This is a genomic window from Pseudoalteromonas citrea, assembly GCF_000238375.3.
GTDB lineage: Bacteria > Pseudomonadota > Gammaproteobacteria > Enterobacterales > Alteromonadaceae > Pseudoalteromonas > Pseudoalteromonas citrea.
Map to the genome: position 1 here is coordinate 302367 of NZ_AHBZ03000021.1, position 20494 is coordinate 322860.

Below are 20494 nucleotides of genomic sequence, written 5' to 3' on the forward strand. Positions count from 1 at the left end.
CAGTACACTATTCTTATCAGCCTGTGCCCAAACAGGTATAACCGTGCCTACGAATAATCAGGCTAATTTACCAAACCCAGTTTCTTATCATGATCAACGCGTCGATATTCAAGTCAGTGGCAGAACCTCTAAACTGAACCACATAGACATTGCCTTCCTAGGGAAAACAATTCCCCGCACTTATAGTGACAATAAAATTCATAACAGTAGAGGCTATGACTGGTGGGTGAGTAAACATTTCGCTTTAAAAAGTGATTTACCTGAAGACAAAGTCCGCCTCTATTTAGAGTTACTAGAAATGTCTTATCCCCATTACGTTGAACTGTTTGGAATGGCTCCAAGCAATATAGAAAACCAACGAATTGCAGTCGTTTATGGAAGCTCTAGAGCAAGGGTACGTGAAGCAATGTTAGATGATGGCTTCTTACGAGGTGTGCACAAAACTGCAGGGGGAGAAACCATGTTTTATAACCGAGCAGGGTATAACTTTCCAAGCCACCGAGAGCATCATCAAAGATATATCGTAATACATGAAACCATGCACGCATTTCATATGGCACTCAATGGCCATTCTACGTGGGCACCTAACTGGATCACTGAAGGTCTTGCTGATTCAATTGCCAGTCATGTATATGACCCAGATACAAAAGAGCTCACCGTCATGGTTTTTGATAGAGCGCCAATGAATTACATCACAACGGGCTTAAAACAATTTAAAGCAGGCAATGCCCCTTCAATTGAGGCAATTAATAATGATCCGGCACTAAAACGAGGCCTCAACTTCTTCGTCATACACTTTTTAATGCAAGATCCAATAAGGCAACATTACTTCAAACGTTTTCTTACTAAGCTCATGCACAAAAACCCCCATTCAGACGATACACTACCTACTGCAAATCTATTATTGAAGGAAGTATTCCCCAACTGGGAAAAAGTTGAACGTCAATTTCAAGCGTTTGTAACAAACATTCGGCCTACATTTCAGATAAAAAGTGGCCCATGGGAGCAAAATGGCGGCGCGTATTGGTTACGAAGTGACGACAGCAAAGCATTACACGAGCTCACAATCTCCCCTCATAAACAGGCGCATCACGAAGTTTTAGACTTTCCTAGACCTCAAGCAAGCTCTCTCATAGATACAACGCTTTCAGAAAGCATTGCCTTTAAAATTGATTTTGAAAAGTCACACATTCATCGAGGTCAGATAGGTATTGGGCTACACGCTCTTCGCGTATTACACCAAGATGCACAGGAACAAGTGATCCCGTTAATGCTTACTGAAGGTCAACGACTTTCTCTTGGTTCAATCGCTTCGAGTGATCCTATTAAGTCACTTGCACTCACATCAGGTATAAGCGAAGAGCTTGAAGAAACAGGTCGTTTGGGTATGACCATTACTCAACAAGACGATAAGTTAATCGTTATTGCTGCAACTAAGAACCACAAACAAACGCTGAACTTTAATTTACCTCTGCATGTAGACCTAAACACGCTATCAATACTTGGCCAAGGCATGAACCACAAGCTAACACCTTATTTATCAAGCCATACTCACACCGTTGTGTACCAAGAGGATAACAATACTGACCCTTGGCTCTATGCTCAGCCAAAGCTCATTCTGCGCGCTTTTAATGCATGCGAAAACTATGCGACTATTCTACGTCACTGTCGTTCACAACTCGCTCAGTATATACAAAAACTCCCCGACCCAAGCCAACATTTATCAATTACACAAGCAATTCATGACTTGATTTCAAAGTGGCAACCACAAATACCAACGTATGCAGCCATGACGCTTAATGGGATAGATATCAATACTTATTTCGACGCCCAGCAACCTTACATGACCGTGAAGAACACAAGTAACGCTGATGTTAAGGTCATGATAAGTCCGCTCTCTTTGTCGAGCAAAAAGCACGCAGAAGTCAAAGCGAAAACGACTGCGCATATCAAGCTAGATCCTAAATTGGCGGCCATTAACTACACTCTATATCTAAATAATTTAGTTGCGGGTGGTCAAATTGACCTGCATGACAAATTATTTGATGGTGTGTATTTAAGTGTGTCAAAAAGCGATGGAAGATTGACACTTGAATTAAGTGGCCCTTATTCAGGACAAACGTCAGGGGAAATTTCTGCCACGTTTTTAAGCTACACGCATTCAGACGCAACTAAGACCATATGGCGTCAACCCGTTTCAATAGCTCCTTACGAGCATAAAGTTTGGCGCCCCACTGAACTAAATTTGCAGCACTATAAAATGGGCATACTTGAAATATCAGCGATCTTAGATGTAGATGGAGAACCTCTTAAGCTAACTAAACGAGTGAACTTATGAATCTAAAATCGTTTAAATAAATACGACCCCTAGTACTCTGTCTAGAATCCAGTAGCTGGCACATTCATGTGAGTAATATGTTTGTATGAATGTGCCGCCGTCTATATATAACTGTTCAAGTCGAAAAATTATTCAATTAAATCAATGTCAAAAAACATATTCTCAATTTAATCACTATCTTCAAGATCCAACTTAATATCAGGAAATGGAATAGTTAGATCCTCTATACCAAACTTTTTCGATAACTGTGAACAAGCTTTGTATTGCTTATTGGACGTGCTCGAGTACGGTACAATTAAATGCTCTGTCACACTTTTCCCGTCAAGCTTAATCATATTCTCAATACCTGGAGGGGTATAAAATATCATCATTTTCGCTATGTCGTCTGATTCATTACGAAACGCTCTTTTTACACCAGGAGGGCACATAATAAATGTGCCTACATTTGCAACAACTCGGCGTTCACCTTCATAAAAAATAACTTCCCCCTCTGTGATTAAAAATGATTCATCTTCATGATGGTGAATATGACTTCCTCCTCCTTCACCAGGGTTAACGAAGGCTTCCATAATACTAAAGCGGCCTGCAGTCTCTTCACCTGTCAGTATCATTCGATAGGTATTACCCATAGATGAAATTAGCACCCCCATGTCATCTGTACGCACGATCATTCGATCAAAGTTGGTATCCATATGCTTTCCTTTAAAATAAAAATGAATAAACTAAGCCGCCTAGATATAGCCCAACGCCAAAGATACAATGCGTCTGTATACTTCGTATTCGGGCAACATTAGGCAATGGGGCCTTTGCTGCTGCAATGCCTAACCCCATAGCCGGCTGCATAATTAAAAATGGTAGTAACACGGTCAATAAGCCAAATAATATGGATAAATAGATACTAGGTTCATAAAACCAAAGCTCATCAACAAGGCCGATGAATACAGCTGAAAATATGACGCCAATCAGGTAATGTAGAAGCCAACCCAACATTAACTCTCCTGTCATTTCTTGGCTCACATTAATATTTTTATGGAAGAACTCTCCTTTTATAGCGTGTAACCCCAGCCGCCCTACCAACGCATAATTTAAAGGACGTACACCAAAAACATGCTTTAAAAAAATAGCCCACAAATCCATGAAAGCCGTTGCGACCATACCAACAACGACACACGCAATCATATGCTCAAATACACTTTCAACGTTCAATTTTATCTCCTTGCGACTGTCCAATATTGCGATTACATCCCCCTTGAAAAGCGAGGGAATATATCTTGCCTAACCTGTTACTTGGCTCTATCATGGCACTTCAAGTTAACTTTAAGTCAATAGTTAAATGCATAAAACATTAGATATAAGTGAAGTAGTCAAACGCTCAGGGCTGCCAGCATCAACTTTGCGCTATTATGAAGATAAAGGGCTAATAAAGTCTGTGGGTCGTAATGGGCTTAGAAGGGTATTTAATGAAAAAGTGATCGATATTTTAGCGTCAATATCACTTGGTCAATTGGCAGGGTTAACGTTAGATGACATCGGAACCATGATCATTAATGGTGATCGAGTACAGATAGATCGAAATAAGTTAACGGCAAAGGCAAACGAAATCGAACAAACTATCGCACAGTTAAGTGCTGTATGTGAGGGCTTGCGCCATGCTGCCATTTGCCCAGAAGAAAACCACTTCGATTGCCCAAAATTTTTAAAACTGTTACATAGTGCCAGTCAGCATACTAAAAAAAGAAACAAGCTGTAGCTGTCACTTATAGTGTATTTATAAGGTGCAAGTCGCTCAAATCGAGAGAAATAGAAATTCAAGGTGTATAAAAAATGGAGCAAAACTAGGACCTGTAACAGATTATGTGTAACTTTATAGCACACGCTAAAAAAATCGCGGTAAATTGACCGAGGTTAATTTACCAAAATTATACTCTGTTGCGATAGCAAGCATTTATTATGTTTACTACCTATTATGAAGGCAGTAAACAACTTCATCTGTGCTAGCTTATTTACCATTTATACAAACGGCACTTTTGCTTCACTTTTACGCCATAGTTTGAAACGGTATATGGCCCAATTTGGGCGTCTCTGATAGTTTCGAAGGTAAAGTTATCCATTGACACATCTAATGTACCGTTTGAGTTTAGCTCATATGTGGTTTGGATTTTACTTGAACCAATCTCAAACATACTCACAAATTCATTATCAACTAAATATTGGTCAATAATAATGCCGTTATTCTCATCAATGGCGTAATGACCTTTTGATTCATCTATCGTCAATAAATTATAATTACGAATACTTTGTGACGGTGCGCTACCATAAGTCAGTACCCAAGACACTTCGCCGTTTTCTTGATTGGCAATTTCTAACGACATCGCAAAACTCAAGTAAGCACCGCGTTGCGGGGAGATCAGATCACATTCCCCCTTATATAGCCCAGCCCACCCATCAGGGGTTGTTGAAGAAGCATGAGCTACGCCAGAGCTAAGTGCAATGCTTGAAAGCAATATTGGGAATATTTTCATATATTGAGGTCCTTATCTAACTAATCGTAAATAACAAGGACCCAATATAGCAACAAGGATAAGTTATTCACAAGTGTTATTTTTGTGTAACTTACTTTTCAATCCAAGGCTTTACAGTCACAATTTCAGCCCTATCATTGCTCGATAACAATTTCATTGTGCTATCTTGCCACGCAGAATCAATTGCAAACTTACATACAGTATCCTCACATTTTATCTGTTTATTGCTAAACGAAACAGGCTGAGAAAACTCAATTAAAACACCTTTTTGTTCTGGTAATAAGAAGCTCATCAGCTTGCTCACAAAAAAGCCTGATAAATCTGATAACAGCTCATCAAATTCAGTGTGTAACTGAAACAGGGATGCAGAAGTTAAATGAGACGAGTCAAAATGTTCAGCTTCGATTTGAAACTTCAGTTGGCAACTATGCTGTGGGTTTTTAGGCTCTAACACGACCACTGCTTTATCTTTATCTAACTTTTTATCATACGGTAGAAGCAGTTGTGCCTGCTCAGTATATGCAAGAGGTGCTTCCATCTTCTCCGTCATGATTTTGCCAGATGCGATAGCGCACGGTGCTAGCGTCGCTGTATCGACAACATAAAAGTTCACTCGTGCAAACTCAAACTCTCCTTTTTCTATGACTTTTAATCGATCATAAAAACCATCGTAAGACACCACAAACTCTTTTCCGTGGGCAAGATTAATAAATCCAAATGCTAAGAGAAGCGCAGCCAACCAATTAATCTTCATCAAAATACGCCTTGTTATGTCTGATCATGTCATTTAGTTCATTTACGTATGCTTCACCACGCTCAGAATAAGAGATTAACCCTGCAGTTAGTTGCGTCGCGTCAATCGGCTGCTTATTTGCTCTTAGTTCAGCGCGCTTTGCTCTAAGCTCAGTGTAAGCGTCATGAGTATTAATATTTCTGAAATAAGACTTAACTGCCGCACGGACTGACTTAAACGCTGCAACTTCATGTTCAGCCTCATTATCTCGACGTTTAGGCACCATGCCACAGCCTTTTTTGTAACACCATTGGCCAAAAAAGTTCAATCCAATGCGCGCAAACCTTGAAGTACCCCATGCAGATTCATTCGCGGCTTGCATTAATGCCAACTCTTTCGGGATCACATCGACATGTGCCAATGCATTGGTTAAGCTCGCAACCGAATAACGTTCCCCTTTTATTCGATAATGGGTGTAAATCACATTTAACTTTTGCGTTTGCGCCGGTGTTAAAGCCTCACCAAACTGCAGCATCATCAGCGCAATTTCTATACTCGCACGTTGCTGCATAATGTCTTTGTTTTCAGCAATAATATGCGGTTTAATAAAATCGAAAAATTGTTGCTTCTTTTCCGCGGTGCTTTTTATATCTGAAAACCTCGGCAGAACCACAGTATGTAATGGCTTTTCTACTTTGACGGGAGGTTTTTCAATTACTACTGGGCGAATTTCTTGGGGCTCTATTATTGGCGCCGGCATAAACACAAACGGATAAGCTAATGCCCACAGTGCCACGACCCAAATCACTAATTTTACTAATTTGACTTGCATGTCTTTCCTCATCATTGAGCGTACCAGCCTCTGTCCATAATTTGGCTGTAAGTTACTGATATAACTTGTTACTATCAGTATTTTAGTACACTATTACATCGTTCTTTCATTTTAAATTAACGGCGTATTATACTTAAAGTAGCAATTAAACGCGAGTTTGTGCTCATTCAACTATGTATGAAAATGTACAACCTACGTTACTATGTAATTTGATCATGGAGTCATTATGCATTCTGCTTGGCAGCAAAGGTTATCTGAACAACAAAAGAATCGGCCCAACGACAACCGCTCTGCATGGCAAGTAGATCGCTCTCGTATTATTCATGCAGCAGCGTTTAGACGCCTGCAAGCTAAAACTCAAATAATGAGTATCGGTGTCAATGATTTTTACCGTACCCGGCTTACACATTCGCTTGAAGTCGCACAGATTGGTAGCGGAGTTTTACGACACCTTCGTATTCAAAACCCCGACTTTGCGCACTTCCCCTCCACCAGCTTAATCGAAACACTGTGTTTAGCCCATGACATTGGCCACCCGCCTTTTGGCCACGGCGGAGAAACCGCTCTTAATTATTTAATGCGAGAATATGGTGGGTTTGAAGGCAATGCGCAAACTCTCAGGATTGTTTCAAAACTAGAACCGTATAGTAAAGGCTTTGGAATGAATCTAACCCGACGCACATTACTAGGGTTTATAAAATACCCCGCCATTATCGATACTCTATGGTTTAACATTCCCAAACATGATGCGAGCCGGCCTTTTATAAAAGCCAAAGATTGGTTACCTGCAAAAGGCGTTTATCGCTGTGATTTAGATGTGTTTAATTGGGTGCTTTCGCCATTTTCTGAACCAGACAGGCATTTACTACAAAAAAACAAACCCTTTGATGGGCATAAACGAAAAACGCAATTTAAATCTCTAGACTGCGCGATTATGGAACTAGCAGATGACATTGCCTATGCGGTTCATGATTTAGAAGACGCCATAGCCACCGACACCTTAAGTCTTGCCGATTGGCAGAACTATGCATTACCACAATTAAAAGCCGTTCCTTCGAAATGGCTTACAAACAATTTAGAAAGCTTAACATTACGGTTGTTTTCTTTTGATGAATCACTCCGTAAAGATGCCATTGGCGAGCTTGTAAACCTATTTATCGTTAACAGTCATTTGGTTATACAAAATGCTGAATTTGAATCGCCACTTCTCAAATATTGCGTAGAAATTGACGCTGAATATGCGGCGATTTTACAAGTACTCAAAACCTTTGTGTTTGAACGTTTAATTCGAGAACCTAAAATGCAGCAAATTGAATTCAGTGGGCAAAACTTACTAATTGACTTATTTGAAGCGCTCGCAAGCGACCCTATGCGTTTACTTCCCTACACAACACAAGATCTCTATGTGCAAGCCAGCTCTAAAGCCGAACAAATGCGTGTATTAACGGATTATTTAGCGGGCATGACAGACGAGTATGCCAGAAGAACACATAAACGGTTATTTAGCAGTGAATAAATGACAAAAACGCCAAGCAGTCGCTTGGCGTTTTATACAATAACTTTTCCCCTCATCACATTAAGGAAAACAATTAAATGGCAGTATTTGCGAACTGTCTAACAAACTCTCTTACAGGCACATCATTACAGCGCAGGCTGCGTGCTTTATGACCATACTTTGAAATACTTGATAAACCATTTTTTGCCGCTTTTATGCATAATTCAGTCGCTGATGTTGACGTCTTAGCATACAGTGCAACTTGTTTGGTGCTGGTATTTGTGTCATTTGTAAGTTGCTTTGCAATATCACGAATATCTTCGCCATTACACAAGATGCTTTTTGAAAAGCGAGAAATATGAATACCATGTTGTGATGCAGCCACACGTGCAGCGCTCAACCCTTCTTGTGCAGCAACAACGCATACTTTTGATGCTGCAGATGCGTCACCTTGAGTATATTGTACCGGTGTCGCGTTAACTGACAATGTAGCAGAGAGTGCAACAACTAAAGAGATAGATTTAAACATAATATACTCACAAATAATAAATTTGCGCGCATTATATAGCCAACTGTAAGTTTGTAAATGCTTAAACAAGCTAAAATAGCGCATTTAATAGCCTATTTACATATTACTAAAGTGATCTCTGTGCAACAGTAACAAATGCATACATTTGCCTCATAAACGATCAAATATTAACCTTTATTTTTTATCTTTGCTGATATGTCATAAGCGCATTTCAATGGTAGAATATGAGCACCTTAGCGTATAACAATAAATGTTCCTAAATATGAAAGTCATTTCTTTTAATATCAATGGTTTGAGAGCAAGATTACATCAATTACAGGCAATTATAGATAAACACCAGCCTGATGTTATCGGATTACAAGAAATAAAAGTCCATGATGAAGCTTTCCCAATTGAAGATGTTGAAGCCATGGGCTACAACGTGTATTTTCACGGTCAAAAAGCCCACTACGGCGTAGCCCTCATGTCTAAAAAGCCGGCAAAGTCTATTCAAAAAGGCTTTGCAACAGACACTGAAGAATCACAAAAACGCATGATCAGCGGCACATTTGAAAACGCAGCGGGTGAAGATGTGGTAATAATGAATGGATACTTCCCACAGGGAGATAACATTAGCCACGAAACCAAGTTTCCTTATAAGCGTCAATTTTACGCTGACTTAATGACTCACCTGCAAGAACACTGCGACCCTAAACAGCATCTGATCGTTATGGGTGATATTAATATTTCTCCGACAGATCTAGACATTGGTATTGGTGAACCAAATAAAAAACGCTGGTTAAAAACAGGCAAGTGTTCTTTTCAGCCAGAAGAGCGACAATGGTTAGCCACTTTACTTGATTGGGGTCTAAAAGACACCTTCAGAACCCTCACGCCTGACGCAACCGACCTGTACTCGTGGTTTGACTACCGCTCGAAAGGTTTTGTCGATAATAGAGGCCTACGAATTGACGTTATTCTAGCCACAGAGTCTTTGCTGCCACACTGTACTATCAGTGCCATTGATTATGAATTACGTGGTATTGAAAAGCCATCAGATCATGCGCCTATCTGGGCTGATTTCAACGGCTAAACAAGTATGTTAGAAGCGTTTATCGCAGGCATGTTGCTACTGCTTACTTTCAATAAGGCAGAGTGTTACGCCCTATTAGCAAGCCCTGCTCGCCAAAGTGGGGTTTTTGCTTGCTCATTGATTTTAGCCCTGCTTTGGCAAATCAAAGCAGGAATATTACCCTATCTCAATATTCATATATTGGGGGTAACAGCCATCACATTGGTGATGGGTTGGCGATTAGCCAGTTTGAGTGCCTTGCTCACTGTAGGCCTGCTTGCATACTTTACTCCTCTTTCGACCAGCGAATTTGCTCCTTTTTTACTGTTCACAGCACTGTTTCCTATCTATTTAAGCTATGGGTTATTTGTACTGTGTTACAATTTCTTGCCTAGACACTTTTTTGTGTATATTTTTGTTTGCGCATTTCTATGTGCAGGTCTCGTGGGTGCAGCAAAAATTATGATCAACACTGGCTACTTCTGGTGGTCAGGCGTCTATCCATGGCAAACATTGTACGACAATTATTTGTTTTACTCTGTATTAATGTGGTTTCCAGAGGCTATGCTCAACGGTATGGCGATAACCTTACTTATTACATACCGCCCTGAGTGGGTAAAAACTTTTTATGATCGGGAATATTTAGATAAATGACCTTGATGTATCGCTGTCCATTATGTGACGAACCTTTGCTTCTTAATAACAAAAGCTTGCAGTGTAAGAATCGCCACCAGTTTGATTTTGCCAAAGAAGGTTATGTTAATTTATTACCTGTACAAAATAAAAATTCTAAACAACCCGGTGATAACTTAGAAATGGTGCAAGCACGTCGTGCTTTTTTTGCAACAGAGCACTACGAGTTTTTAAGACAAAAGATTACCGAGCGCATAACTGCAACTGAGCCATCATCCGTCATTGATTTAGGGTGTGGGGAAGGCTTTTATACCCAAGCTTTTGCTAAACAACTACCCGATGAGGCACAAGTTTATGGGGTCGATATTTCTAAGTCTGCGGTAAAATATGCCGCTAAACGCTATAAAAATGTCAATTTTAGCGTCGCGTCAATTAAACAAACTCCCTTTGAAAGTCATTCTGCAGATGTGTTGGTCAGTATTTTTGCCCCCGTATTTGCTGATGAGCTGCACAGGTTATGTCATGAACGTGGCACTGTGATCATTGTTAGCCCAGGGCCAAAACATTTGTTTGAACTCAAATCGCGTATTTACGATGACGTGAATTTACATGAACCTGTGCCCTGTCCAGAAGGGTTTGAACTCAAAAAGCAAACCCATCTTGAGCAATGTCAGTCTCTTCCAACCAGTGTGATTGAAAACCTGATCATGATGACACCGTTTGCGTGGAAGTTTAAAGCCTCTCATTATCGAGACTTAAACGAAGTACCCGAGCACAAAGTTACGCTGTCATTTTATATCAGTGAGTTTGTGCCAAAGAAAGTGTAACTAAACCCGACAATTAATACTAATAGGCTGTTAAAACAGCCTATTAGATCAATCTTCACCTAAAACTGCTCTTTGGTGAAAGCTTTGTCCATTTTATTAAACATGTCATTGAGCAATTTAGCCAATTGTCTATAGTTTGGCTTTCTAGATGCCAGCGGCGTATCATATCCATTAGCAACCATTTTATGGTACAGGTCGTTATACCACGAGCTCAATGACGGGTTTAACGATGTGTCAGCGCGCTTACCCAGCCATAACAGACCTTGCACTGGTAAAGATAAAAAGAATAAAGCAATTGCAATTGCTTGCGGTAAATATTCCATACCTAACTGACTAGTCTGAAAAAACACCGTAAAAATAGCCAGCATCGGCATAACTGTTAAGCCAAACTCTGTGGCTTTTATCACTCTAAACTCGGCAAACATCGGCGCGAGTTCTTTTCGCATAGGCCACTCTTTGGCGTATTGGCGTCCAAGCTGCACTTGTGAAATAAGACTTTTTTGCATCATAACTCCTAGGTGCTAACTTTTAGGTAAATAATCAGGTAAAATTACAGTCTTAATTGAGTCAATTATACCTTGGTCTAACGTGTAACTTTAGTGCAACTTCACTATAAGCTTAATACGCGTTTACTGTTCTTGTCAAAAACGGAAAGTCATTATGTCATCTTCGCATGTTTTGGTCCTAAACTGTGGTAGCTCTAGCCTTAAGTTTGCCATTATCGATATCAACTCTGGCGCTGAAACCCTGTCAGGTTTAGCCGAGCGCCTTGCAGAGCAAGCGCCACTTATAAAATACAAATACAATGGCACCAAACACAACATTGACTTAAGCGCCGGTGATGCCCATCAAGTCGCTATTGAAAAGCTCGTTGAGCTTGTTAAGCAACTAAAATTAGATACTGACCTTATTGCTGTTGGCCACCGCGTAGTACATGGCGGTGAGCACTTCACAAAATCGGTCCTTATCAAGGATAGCGTGATTGATGCTATCAAACAAACTAGTGCTCTGGCGCCACTTCATAACCCTGCTAACTTACTCGGCATTTCGGCGGCACAAAAAGCATTCACACATTTACCACAAGTTGCTGTATTCGATACCGCCTTCCACCAAACGATGGACAAGCAAGCGTTTTTATACGCTATTCCTCATGCATTATATACTGAACACGGCGTGAGACGTTACGGCTTTCATGGTACTAGCCACTATTATGTATCGACTCAAGCACACAAAATTTTAGCGCTACCTGAAAATAACTCTCGCATCATTAGTGCTCATTTAGGCAACGGCTGCTCAGTAACCGCCATCAAAAATGGTCAATCAGTCGATACAAGTATGGGCCTTACCCCACTTGAAGGGCTCGTCATGGGCACTCGCAGTGGTGATGTCGATCCGGGTTTATTTTCATTCTTAGTCAACCAGCTTAATTATTCAGCGCAAGAGGTTGATGAACTGCTTAATAAACAAAGTGGTTTGCTCGGAATAAGTGAATTGTCAAACGACTGCCGAACAATAGAAGAAGCTGCCGCTGATGGCCATGTGCAAGCGACGTTAGCGCTAGATATTTTCTGTTACCGACTAGCCAAACAAATCGCGGCATTTATTGTACCTCTTGGCGGTTTAGACGCGCTCATTTTCACGGGTGGAATAGGGGAAAATTCAGATGTGATCCGTGCAAAAGTCGTTTCTATGCTCGAATTTATAGGCCTGAGCATTGATAACGATAAAAACCTTGCGGCTCGATTTGGCAATCAAGGCATTATTACCAGCCAAAACACGCCATGCGCTATTGTGATCCCAACAAACGAAGAATGGGTAATTGCGTCTGACGCAGCCACCATCGCGCAGGAGCAATAGTATGGGCCGTCGTATTATGCTAATCCCTATCTCTACAGGCGTGGGACTAACCTCCATCTCTGTAGGTTTAGTTCGTGCATTGGAGCAAAAAGCCGTTAAAGTTAATTTCTTTAAGCCGATTGCACAACCACGCAAAGAAGATGAAGGCCCTGAAAAGTCCACCGTTATCGTACAACAGGGTTCGACCATACAGCCACCTACACCATTTGCTCTAAGCTACGCAGAGCAAATGATTGGAGATGGTAAAGGCGACGATTTACTGGAAGAAATAGTCGAACGTTTTGAAAGCGCAATAAATGACGATGAAGTTGCCATTATTGAGGGGATGGTGCCTACCCGCCTGCAACCCTATGCAGGGCGTGTAAACCGGGAAATTGCTCAAACGCTCGGCGCAGATATAGTGTTTGTCCTCACTCCAGGTAACGACAATAACAGTCAGTTAGAAGATAGATTAGAAATTGCTTCAGGGAACTACGGCGGAGTCGACCATAGTCGTGTATTAGGCTGTATTTTTAACAAAGTAAACGCCCCGCTTGATGAAGAGGGCCGTGCACGTGCTGATCTTGTTGATCAACATAAGCCTGAAGAACTTGAGAATGAAATTAACCGTTTAGCTTCATTACCTATTTTCCGTAAGCATCCATTCAAATTACTGGCGACGATCCCTTGGGATTTCGACTTGGTTGCACCACGTGTTGTTGATTTGTGTAATTACCTTAACGCTGAAGTGATGAACGAAGGCGATATGGCACATCGACGCCTACGTCGCGTGACCTTCTGCGCTAGAACAGTGTCAAACATTCTTAATCACTTTACCCCTGGTGCGCTGCTTGTTACACCTGGCGACCGTTCTGACATTTTAGTCGCTGCATGTTTATCAGCAATGAATGGCACAAAACTCGGCGCTATTTTACTCACTGGTGGCTTTAAACCAGAACCACGGATCATGAGTCTTTGCGAACAGGCAATGGAAACCGGTTTACCCATCCTTGCAACAGAAGCTGATACATGGCGTACTTCTTTGTTACTGCATAACTTCAATATGGAAGTGCCCAGTGATGATGAACAACGTATTGATAAAGTAAAGCAGCACAACGCGAATCATATAGATTCAGACTGGTTAGACAGCTTAGCGCAAGGCGTTGCAAAAACACGTAAGCTCTCTCCTCCAGCATTTAGATATCTATTGACTGATTTAGCACGCAAAGCAAATAAAACCATCGTATTACCTGAAGGTAACGAACCTAGAACCATCAAAGCAGCAGCCATATGTGGTGAACGTGGCATCGCAAAAACGGTTTTATTAGGTGAGCGTGAAGAAATAGAGCGTATTGCGTTACAACAAGGGGTTGAATTGAATGAGAATGTGACCATTCTAGAACCTCATCAAGAAATTGAAAATTATATTGCGCCAATGGTTGAACTTAGAAAAAACAAAGGTTTAACAGAAGTTGTTGCCGAAGAGCAATTGCAAGATAATGTGGTACTTGGCACCATGATGTTAGCGCAGTCTCAAGTAGATGGGTTGGTTTCTGGTGCGGTGAACACCACGGCAAATACCATACGCCCTCCCCTACAGCTGATAAAAACAGCACCAGGCTCATCACTTGTCAGTTCAGTATTTTTTATGCTGTTACCAGATCAAGTGCTGGTTTATGGGGATTGTGCCATTAATCCAGATCCAACAGCCGAGCAACTTGCAGACATTGCCATTCAATCAGCAGACTCAGCCGCAGCATTTGGTATTGAACCGCGTGTTGCGATGATTAGTTACAGCACTGGCACGTCAGGTCATGGTGCTGATGTTGAAAAAGTCCGTGAAGCCACAGAGCTTGCTCAGCAAAAGCGTCCTGATTTAGACATCGATGGCCCACTTCAATACGATGCAGCAATTATGGAAAATGTTGCGCAAAAGAAAGCACCAAACAGTAAAGTGGCAGGTAAAGCGACCGTGTTTGTGTTCCCTGACTTAAATACGGGTAATACAACGTATAAAGCCGTACAGCGAAGTGCCGATCTGATCAGTATTGGTCCTATGTTACAAGGTATGCGTAAACCTGTGAACGACTTAAGTCGCGGCGCCTTAGTAGATGATATTGTTTACACTATTGCGTTAACAGCCATTCAAGCACAACAAATTATAGACTCAGCACCTCAAGAGTAATTCAAAATCAGCCAAGCATGAAAAAGGTTTTAATTTTTTACGCTTGGCTATACTATTAACTTAATTAGTTTTTATAGAGCTTACGGGATGTCAAAGCAAACCTTACAATTGCTCAACCAAGACTTCACCATTCACAGCCTTGATTGTGATGACACCATTCCTGCAGCCGTCTTAAACGCTGAGATATTTTTTATTGCCAAAACTGATGAAGAACTCTCGATTGTCTGCCCAAGCCAAATAAAAATGAATAGCTTTGCTGCTGAAAAACACTGGCGCGCCTTAGAAGTTGTCGGTCCTTTAGGATTTTCTCTCACGGGGATCATGGCAGATATTTCTGGTGTACTTGCTAATGCCAATATTTCTATATTCGCTATGTCGACCTACGATACCGATTTTATCTTAGTCAAAGATCAACAAATAGATATCGCGATTCAAGCGCTCAAAAAAGATGGCTATATGGTACTTTAAAAATGCACTTTTCCCCTGTTATATCTTATGCACCGATTAACTCAATTGACCAGCCTCTACTGCATTTAGCTAGCCCATTTAGCGGTAAAGTCACTCCTCTAAGTAGCCACCCCGACCCTCTGTTTTCACAAGGAATGTTAGGCAGAGGAATTTGTGTGCAATTGAGCAGCTTTAAAATCGTTTCACCTGTCCATGGCACAATAGAACAAATCAAACAGCATGGCACCGAGTTCATTATCTCTGCGCAAAATGGTCTTAAAATACTGGTGAATATACGTATTCCTACTGAGTATTCTGCTACCCAATATCAAACCTTTAATGCCTTTGGTAAAACCACAGTACAACAAGGTGAGCTACTTGCTTATTTTGATATTCCCGCCTCAGTTACTCCGGCGATTGGCTCTGTGGTACTCATCAATGCAGAAAAATTGGGACCATGTTATTATCCGTTAAAACAAGTAAGTGCAGGACAAGATCCCCTCGTAACACTTACTAAATCTGAATAATTTTATGAATAAGGCCTGTTTATGACCATCATGTACGGTATTCCTAACTGTGACACAATAAAAAAAGCCAAAAAATACCTTAATGATAACAATGTAGAATTTACCTTCCACGACTATAGAAAAGACGGTATATCTGCAGATCTTATAGAGCAGTTTTTTGCTCAACTAGGCTGGGAAAATGTCCTAAACAAACGCGGAACGACATACCGAGCGCTTACTGATGAACAAAAAAGTACGCTAGATGAAAATTCCGCCAAGCAGCATTTACTCGATTCTCCTGCAATGATCAAGCGTCCAATTATCATACATAAAGAACACTATTATTTGGGATTCAAAGCTGCACAGTATGACGAGATTTTTGGCGCATGAGTGACAATACCTTAAGCCCTGTTATCGCGCTTGCTCAAGCGTTAATACAACGCCAATCTGTTACACCAGAAGATGCCGACTGTCAGTCAATGATGAATCAACGCCTGCAAAAACTGGGGTTTAACATTGAAGAACACTTTTTTGTTGATACGCTGAATACTTGGGCGCGTAAAGGCGATAGTCAGCCACACTTTTGTTTTGCAGGGCACACCGATGTAGTCCCTGTAGGTGATGAAGCAGCATGGCAATACCCTCCATTCTCAGGCACTATCGAAAAGGGTATGTTACATGGTAGAGGTGCTGCCGATATGAAAGGTTCACTCGCAGCCATGATTGTTGCGACAGAGCGCTTTGTCCAAAAACACCCTGATCATAAAGGGTCTATTTCATATTTGATCACCTCTGATGAAGAAGGTCCCTTTATCAACGGCACAACTAAAGTCGTTGATTTACTCGAAGCACGCGGTGAAAAAATTGATATGTGCTTGGTGGGTGAACCATCATCCCGAAATGTATTAGGAGACGTGGTTAAAAACGGTCGCAGAGGTTCTTTAACGGCACACTTAACGGTCAAAGGAAAACAAGGTCATGTTGCGTACCCCCATCTAGCCACAAACCCGATCCATAAAGTCGCGCCATTTATAAACGCTTTGACTGAAACCGTTTGGGACAATGGCAATGACTACTTTCCAGCGACCAGCTTACAGGTGTCAAATATTGCTGGCGGTACAGGTGCTGGCAACGTTATTCCCGGCGACGTATACGTACAGTTTAACTTTCGCTTCAGTACACAGGTCACGGCTGATGAGCTGAAAAGCCGAGTTCATAACTTATTAAGCGACTTTGCTCTAGAATACGATATTGAGTGGATAGTAAACGGCTTACCATTTTTAACAGAACCAGGGCCTCTGTTAAATGTTACCTTAGAGGCAATTGAAGAGGTAACAGGTATTCAAAGTACTCCTGAAACATCTGGAGGCACCTCTGATGGACGTTTTATAGCTCAAACGGGCTGTAAAGTTATAGAGCTTGGCCCACTTAATGCCACCATCCACCAAGTGAACGAATGTGTAAGCACCGACGATCTCGATAAGCTCGCATTAATTTATGAACGAATCTTGGAAAAACTACTGACCTAATGCCTCAGCAAACTTTTGATACGGATTTAGCCAATATCGCCTGTGGGTTAATACAAACCCACTTGTATGACTACCAAGGTACTTGGTTACATAAAGACATTGTTAGTGACTTTGATAAACTCAAAACTAACGCGATGAATGCAGGTTTTGAGTTATCTATTGCATCAGCCTACCGAGATTTTGAGCGTCAAATGCATATTTGGAACGGAAAATTTCAGGGGGAACGCACTGTATTAGACAAGCTAAATAAACCGATTGATTTATCACAGCTCAACGAACTTGATAAGTGTCATGCAATTATGCTGTTCTCAGCATTACCAGGCGGAAGCCGACACCACTTTGGCACAGATCTCGATGTATACGCAGGTAACTTTTTAAAACCGGGCCAGAAACTACAATTAGAGCCTTGGGAATATCAAACTGATGGTCCTTTTTATGAATTTAATAACTGGCTAGATGAAAACTTAGCATCATGTGGTTTTTATCGACCTTATGCACAATACAATGGTGGAGTGGCCGCCGAACCGTGGCATATTAGCCATATCAACACTGCAAAACACCTTAACGACGCGCAAAGCATCGACAATATAAGCAATGCCATACGTCAATTTGAGGTAGCAGGTAAAGACACAATCTTAGCAAACTTATCAGACTTGCATGCACGTTACATACGCAATATATCTTTACCTTAAATATGGCAATTAGGTCCGTTTTTGTTTTAAATACACACCTACCGACACTAAAATTACTGCCGCACACACAGCTTGAATTAGACTAATTGATTCACTTAGCCAAATAAAGCCGAGGAACAACGTAATAATTGGCACTGTCAGTTGTAATGTTGCTGCTGTATCGGCTTTTAGCCATATTAAGCTTTGATACCACATGACATAGCCTAAGCCAGACGTAATTGCACCACATATTATGGCTAAGCCAGCACCGTACCAGGTAAATACCATGGACGGTGTAAACAGCAGTATTATTGGCACAAACAAGCTACATTTGATAAAGCTACCTGCGGTACTTTGCGTAGCTCCTTGTCCTCGCTCACTGAGCGTTGCACCATGTAAACTATATGCCCCCCATCCTACGCCACTGATCATCATAGCCACGACAGCAGGCCAATTTATGTCTGATACAACGGGGTTTAATAAAACACTCAGACTTAGCAAAGCCACAACTAATGCCACCCACTGGACACCCGATAGTCGCTGGCCGAGAAGCAGTCCCCCAACCACCATTGTTAAGGTTACAGATGTAAACAATATTAAAGCGCCAAATCCTGCATCTAATGCTGTATACGCAAGACTAAAGCCAGCGAGGTACATGAGTAAAGTGATAGCACCATACCAACTGCCATAGCCTGACAGCTTTGTAACACTTTTTTCTGATACGACTAAGATAACAGCAAGCATAATAGCACCACTAGCCAACCTCAGTCCGGTATAGGTATATTCATCGAGTAATTGAGAGTTGATCACGTATCGCGTAAAGAGTGAGTTTAAGGCAAAACATACAAGTGCACATACCAATATCAAATATCGCATAACATGATGCCTATTAAAAAAGCGCTACGTTCATATCAATCGTGCTCCATATCAAGCCTGTTTTTTTACATAGAAATTAAAGGCTAATATATTGTTCACACCGTGATTAATAAAAAATTTACCACACTGGAAGGGCCCACTATGCAATGACTTACCTAAAAAGCATTATCTTCCAAGGTAAATCATTTGCAGCATCTCACATGGGGGTGTCATCAAAGGGCAATATCACCCAGAGGACCCGACTATGACTGTCGATAACCATCAAAGAAGTATTTAATTCTTTGCATTGCAGGTTCAAGTTCATCTTTATGAGGTAAGAAGACTAATCTAAAGTGATCTGGTTTCGGCCAATTAAAGGCTCGTCCCGGTACCAACATGATTTTTTCTTCGCGCAGTAAATCAAGCATCATTTGCTCATCATTGGTTACGTTAAACTTGGCTAAGTCTATTTTTGGAAAAGCATACAGCGCACCTTTAGGCTTTACACAGGTGATACCATCAATCGCATTAAGGCCCTCTGTTGCAATCTTACGTTGCTCATACAACCGACCACCAGGCAAAATCAAGTTATCAATAGATTGTATTCCACCAAGCGCTTGCTGAATCGCAAACTGAGCGGGCACGTTTGCACACAATCGCATGGAGGCGAGCATGTTAAAACCGGTAATAAGATCGCCCATGGCACTAATTTTACCACTTAAGATCATCCACCCCATACGTAACCCTGCCGCACGATATGACTTAGCTAACCCATTAAATGTGATCACAGGCAGGTCATCACACATCGCCGCAATTGACATATGCTCTATATCGTCATAAATGATCTTTTCATAAATCTCATCACTCAGTAATAACAGGTTATGTTCGCGCGCGATGTCAATCAGCCCTTGAAGCAAGGTTTTGTCGTAAACAGCCCCCGTTGGATTATTTGGATTGATCAAGACCAACGCCTTAGTGCGAGAGGTTACTTTAGCGCGAATGTCTTCCAAATCAGGAAACCAATCTTGCTCTTCATCACACAAGTAGTGCACAGGTGTCCCACCAGCCAATTTTACTGATGCTGTCCAAAGTGGGTAATCCGGTGCAGGAATTAACACTTCGTCACCGCTGTCAAGCAGTGCCTGTGTTGTCATTTGAATCAGCTCACTCACTCCGTTGCCAATGTAGATATTGTCAACATTAATACTCGGTAAGCTTTTTTGTTGGTAATGCTGGTAAATAGCAACTCGCGCTGAATACAACCCTTTAGAATCGCAATAACCCTGTGCTGCATGTAGGTTGCGAATAATATCGCGATGCATGTCTTCAGGCATATCAAAACCAAATACGGCTGGATTACCAATATTAAGTTTTAGGACTTTAAGTCCTTCGTCTTCCATTTTTTTTGCTTGATCAAGCACTGGCCCACGAATGTCGTAGTACACCCCGTTTAATTTATTGCTTTTTGTTAGTTTAGTCATTAATTTCTCCCTCATTCGGCTTTA

22 protein-coding genes are annotated in these 20494 nt (G+C 41.2%); 13 read left to right on the forward strand and 9 right to left on the reverse strand.

Going from position 1 to position 20494, the window contains the following annotated elements; genetic code table 11:
- The first annotated feature begins 43 nt into the window (after positions 1 to 43).
- Positions 44 to 2338 carry a hypothetical protein gene (locus PCIT_RS13160; RefSeq protein WP_157592812.1) on the forward strand — a complete coding sequence of 765 codons (2295 nt, stop codon included), beginning with the start codon at positions 44 to 46 and terminating at the stop codon, positions 2336 to 2338.
- Positions 2339 to 2505: 167 nt separating this feature from the next.
- Here PCIT_RS13160 and PCIT_RS13165 read toward each other — a convergent pair whose 3' ends face one another.
- Both PCIT_RS13165 and PCIT_RS13170 read right to left on the reverse strand, forming a co-directional pair.
- Positions 2506 to 3030 (reverse strand): cupin domain-containing protein, encoded by a 525-nt coding sequence (locus PCIT_RS13165; RefSeq protein ID WP_010364584.1) that lies wholly within the window; start codon positions 3028 to 3030, stop codon positions 2506 to 2508.
- Between the two features lie 10 nt (positions 3031 to 3040).
- Positions 3041 to 3544, reverse strand: coding sequence for a DUF2938 domain-containing protein (locus tag PCIT_RS13170; protein WP_010364583.1), 504 nt, complete (start codon positions 3542 to 3544; stop codon positions 3041 to 3043).
- 127 nt (positions 3545 to 3671) lie between these two features.
- Between PCIT_RS13170 and PCIT_RS13175 the strand changes: the two genes are divergently transcribed.
- Positions 3672 to 4088 carry a helix-turn-helix domain-containing protein gene (locus PCIT_RS13175; RefSeq protein ID WP_010364581.1) on the forward strand — a complete coding sequence of 139 codons (417 nt, stop codon included), beginning with the start codon at positions 3672 to 3674 and terminating at the stop codon, positions 4086 to 4088.
- A 253-nt stretch (positions 4089 to 4341) separates the two neighbouring features.
- Here the strand turns inward: PCIT_RS13175 and PCIT_RS13180 are convergent, their stop codons facing one another.
- The 3 genes from PCIT_RS13180 to PCIT_RS13190 all read right to left on the reverse strand — a co-directional run bounded on the left by PCIT_RS13180 (position 4342) and on the right by PCIT_RS13190 (position 6425).
- A complete protein-coding gene (locus PCIT_RS13180; RefSeq protein WP_010364579.1) occupies positions 4342 to 4860 on the reverse strand; it encodes a hypothetical protein in 519 nt (172 codons plus the stop codon).
- 91 nt (positions 4861 to 4951) lie between these two features.
- On the reverse strand, positions 4952 to 5614 hold the full coding sequence (locus PCIT_RS13185; protein ID WP_010364577.1) for a DUF2987 domain-containing protein: 663 nt from the start codon (positions 5612 to 5614) through the stop codon (positions 4952 to 4954).
- Positions 5604 to 6425, reverse strand: a complete 822-nt coding sequence (locus PCIT_RS13190) for a glucosaminidase domain-containing protein (protein ID WP_010364575.1) — start codon at positions 6423 to 6425, stop codon at positions 5604 to 5606. The genes PCIT_RS13185 and PCIT_RS13190 overlap by 11 nt, the downstream gene beginning before the upstream one ends.
- A gap of 226 nt (positions 6426 to 6651) precedes the next feature.
- Between PCIT_RS13190 and PCIT_RS13195 the strand changes: the two genes are divergently transcribed.
- Complete coding sequence (locus PCIT_RS13195; protein ID WP_010364572.1) at positions 6652 to 7941, forward strand: anti-phage deoxyguanosine triphosphatase; 1290 nt, start codon at positions 6652 to 6654, stop codon at positions 7939 to 7941.
- A gap of 73 nt (positions 7942 to 8014) precedes the next feature.
- Here the strand turns inward: PCIT_RS13195 and PCIT_RS13200 are convergent, their stop codons facing one another.
- Entirely contained in the window at positions 8015 to 8449 is a 435-nt protein-coding gene (locus tag PCIT_RS13200) for a hypothetical protein (RefSeq protein WP_040697198.1), read from the reverse strand.
- A gap of 262 nt (positions 8450 to 8711) precedes the next feature.
- Between PCIT_RS13200 and xthA the strand changes: the two genes are divergently transcribed.
- The 3 genes from xthA to rlmA are packed head-to-tail and all read left to right on the forward strand — an operon-like array spanning position 8712 to position 10960.
- Positions 8712 to 9521: an exodeoxyribonuclease III gene (gene xthA, locus PCIT_RS13205; RefSeq protein ID WP_010364569.1), complete on the forward strand. Its 810-nt coding sequence runs from the start codon at positions 8712 to 8714 to the stop codon at positions 9519 to 9521.
- A gap of 6 nt (positions 9522 to 9527) precedes the next feature.
- Complete coding sequence (locus tag PCIT_RS13210) at positions 9528 to 10154, forward strand: hypothetical protein (RefSeq protein ID WP_010364567.1); 627 nt, start codon at positions 9528 to 9530, stop codon at positions 10152 to 10154.
- Positions 10151 to 10960, forward strand: a complete 810-nt coding sequence (gene rlmA, locus PCIT_RS13215; protein WP_010364565.1) for a 23S rRNA (guanine(745)-N(1))-methyltransferase — start codon at positions 10151 to 10153, stop codon at positions 10958 to 10960. The genes PCIT_RS13210 and rlmA overlap by 4 nt, the downstream gene beginning before the upstream one ends.
- Positions 10961 to 11019: 59 nt before the next feature.
- Here rlmA and yfbV read toward each other — a convergent pair whose 3' ends face one another.
- Positions 11020 to 11466 (reverse strand): terminus macrodomain insulation protein YfbV, encoded by a 447-nt coding sequence (gene yfbV / locus PCIT_RS13220; protein ID WP_010364563.1) that lies wholly within the window; start codon positions 11464 to 11466, stop codon positions 11020 to 11022.
- Between the two features lie 154 nt (positions 11467 to 11620).
- On the opposite strand from yfbV, the gene PCIT_RS13225 reads away from it, so the two are divergent.
- The 7 genes from PCIT_RS13225 (at position 11621) to PCIT_RS13255 (ending at position 18155) form a co-directional block, all read left to right on the forward strand.
- Positions 11621 to 12817 (forward strand): acetate kinase, encoded by a 1197-nt coding sequence (locus tag PCIT_RS13225; RefSeq protein ID WP_010364561.1) that lies wholly within the window; start codon positions 11621 to 11623, stop codon positions 12815 to 12817.
- A gap of 1 nt (position 12818) precedes the next feature.
- Complete coding sequence (pta, locus tag PCIT_RS13230) at positions 12819 to 14981, forward strand: phosphate acetyltransferase (protein WP_010364559.1); 2163 nt, start codon at positions 12819 to 12821, stop codon at positions 14979 to 14981.
- 87 nt (positions 14982 to 15068) lie between these two features.
- The gene (locus PCIT_RS13235; RefSeq protein WP_010364557.1) at positions 15069 to 15449 is read left to right on the forward strand and encodes an ACT domain-containing protein; all 381 of its coding nucleotides are present in this window, start codon (positions 15069 to 15071) and stop codon (positions 15447 to 15449) included.
- 2 nt (positions 15450 to 15451) lie between these two features.
- Positions 15452 to 15955 carry a PTS glucose transporter subunit IIA gene (locus tag PCIT_RS13240; protein ID WP_010364555.1) on the forward strand — a complete coding sequence of 168 codons (504 nt, stop codon included), beginning with the start codon at positions 15452 to 15454 and terminating at the stop codon, positions 15953 to 15955.
- A gap of 21 nt (positions 15956 to 15976) precedes the next feature.
- Positions 15977 to 16324 carry an ArsC family reductase gene (locus tag PCIT_RS13245; RefSeq protein WP_010364553.1) on the forward strand — a complete coding sequence of 116 codons (348 nt, stop codon included), beginning with the start codon at positions 15977 to 15979 and terminating at the stop codon, positions 16322 to 16324.
- Positions 16321 to 17463: a succinyl-diaminopimelate desuccinylase gene (gene dapE, locus PCIT_RS13250; protein WP_010364551.1), complete on the forward strand. Its 1143-nt coding sequence runs from the start codon at positions 16321 to 16323 to the stop codon at positions 17461 to 17463. Before PCIT_RS13245 ends, dapE begins: the two co-directional genes overlap by 4 nt.
- Positions 17463 to 18155 carry a M15 family metallopeptidase gene (locus PCIT_RS13255; RefSeq protein WP_010364549.1) on the forward strand — a complete coding sequence of 231 codons (693 nt, stop codon included), beginning with the start codon at positions 17463 to 17465 and terminating at the stop codon, positions 18153 to 18155. The genes dapE and PCIT_RS13255 overlap by 1 nt, the downstream gene beginning before the upstream one ends.
- A 9-nt stretch (positions 18156 to 18164) precedes the next feature.
- On the opposite strand, the gene PCIT_RS13260 is transcribed toward PCIT_RS13255, so the two are convergent.
- Both PCIT_RS13260 and PCIT_RS13265 read right to left on the reverse strand, forming a co-directional pair.
- The gene (locus PCIT_RS13260) at positions 18165 to 19010 is read right to left on the reverse strand and encodes a DMT family transporter (protein WP_010364548.1); all 846 of its coding nucleotides are present in this window, start codon (positions 19008 to 19010) and stop codon (positions 18165 to 18167) included.
- A gap of 242 nt (positions 19011 to 19252) precedes the next feature.
- Complete coding sequence (locus PCIT_RS13265; protein ID WP_010364545.1) at positions 19253 to 20470, reverse strand: pyridoxal phosphate-dependent aminotransferase; 1218 nt, start codon at positions 20468 to 20470, stop codon at positions 19253 to 19255.
- Between the last annotated feature and the right edge of the window lie 24 nt (positions 20471 to 20494).

What these genes read in the sequence shown, in the direction of transcription:
- PCIT_RS13165 (WP_010364584.1), bottom strand. Translation starts at nt 3,030, where the DNA reads ATGGATACCAACTTTGATCGAATGATCGTGCGTACAGATGACATGGGG.
- PCIT_RS13175 (WP_010364581.1), top strand. Translation starts at nt 3,672, where the DNA reads ATGCATAAAACATTAGATATAAGTGAAGTAGTCAAACGCTCAGGGCTG.
- PCIT_RS13180 (WP_010364579.1), bottom strand. Translation starts at nt 4,860, where the DNA reads ATGAAAATATTCCCAATATTGCTTTCAAGCATTGCACTTAGCTCTGGC.
- PCIT_RS13185 (WP_010364577.1), bottom strand. Translation starts at nt 5,614, where the DNA reads ATGAAGATTAATTGGTTGGCTGCGCTTCTCTTAGCATTTGGATTTATT.
- PCIT_RS13190 (WP_010364575.1), bottom strand. Translation starts at nt 6,425, where the DNA reads ATGCAAGTCAAATTAGTAAAATTAGTGATTTGGGTCGTGGCACTGTGG.
- PCIT_RS13195 (WP_010364572.1), top strand. Translation starts at nt 6,652, where the DNA reads ATGCATTCTGCTTGGCAGCAAAGGTTATCTGAACAACAAAAGAATCGG.
- PCIT_RS13200 (WP_040697198.1), bottom strand. Translation starts at nt 8,449, where the DNA reads ATGTTTAAATCTATCTCTTTAGTTGTTGCACTCTCTGCTACATTGTCA.
- xthA (WP_010364569.1), top strand. Translation starts at nt 8,712, where the DNA reads ATGAAAGTCATTTCTTTTAATATCAATGGTTTGAGAGCAAGATTACAT.
- PCIT_RS13210 (WP_010364567.1), top strand. Translation starts at nt 9,528, where the DNA reads ATGTTAGAAGCGTTTATCGCAGGCATGTTGCTACTGCTTACTTTCAAT.
- rlmA (WP_010364565.1), top strand. Translation starts at nt 10,151, where the DNA reads ATGACCTTGATGTATCGCTGTCCATTATGTGACGAACCTTTGCTTCTT.
- yfbV (WP_010364563.1), bottom strand. Translation starts at nt 11,466, where the DNA reads ATGCAAAAAAGTCTTATTTCACAAGTGCAGCTTGGACGCCAATACGCC.
- PCIT_RS13225 (WP_010364561.1), top strand. Translation starts at nt 11,621, where the DNA reads ATGTCATCTTCGCATGTTTTGGTCCTAAACTGTGGTAGCTCTAGCCTT.
- pta (WP_010364559.1), top strand. Translation starts at nt 12,819, where the DNA reads ATGGGCCGTCGTATTATGCTAATCCCTATCTCTACAGGCGTGGGACTA.
- PCIT_RS13235 (WP_010364557.1), top strand. Translation starts at nt 15,069, where the DNA reads ATGTCAAAGCAAACCTTACAATTGCTCAACCAAGACTTCACCATTCAC.
- PCIT_RS13240 (WP_010364555.1), top strand. Translation starts at nt 15,452, where the DNA reads ATGCACTTTTCCCCTGTTATATCTTATGCACCGATTAACTCAATTGAC.
- PCIT_RS13245 (WP_010364553.1), top strand. Translation starts at nt 15,977, where the DNA reads ATGACCATCATGTACGGTATTCCTAACTGTGACACAATAAAAAAAGCC.
- dapE (WP_010364551.1), top strand. Translation starts at nt 16,321, where the DNA reads ATGAGTGACAATACCTTAAGCCCTGTTATCGCGCTTGCTCAAGCGTTA.
- PCIT_RS13255 (WP_010364549.1), top strand. Translation starts at nt 17,463, where the DNA reads ATGCCTCAGCAAACTTTTGATACGGATTTAGCCAATATCGCCTGTGGG.
- PCIT_RS13260 (WP_010364548.1), bottom strand. Translation starts at nt 19,010, where the DNA reads ATGCGATATTTGATATTGGTATGTGCACTTGTATGTTTTGCCTTAAAC.
- PCIT_RS13265 (WP_010364545.1), bottom strand. Translation starts at nt 20,470, where the DNA reads ATGACTAAACTAACAAAAAGCAATAAATTAAACGGGGTGTACTACGAC.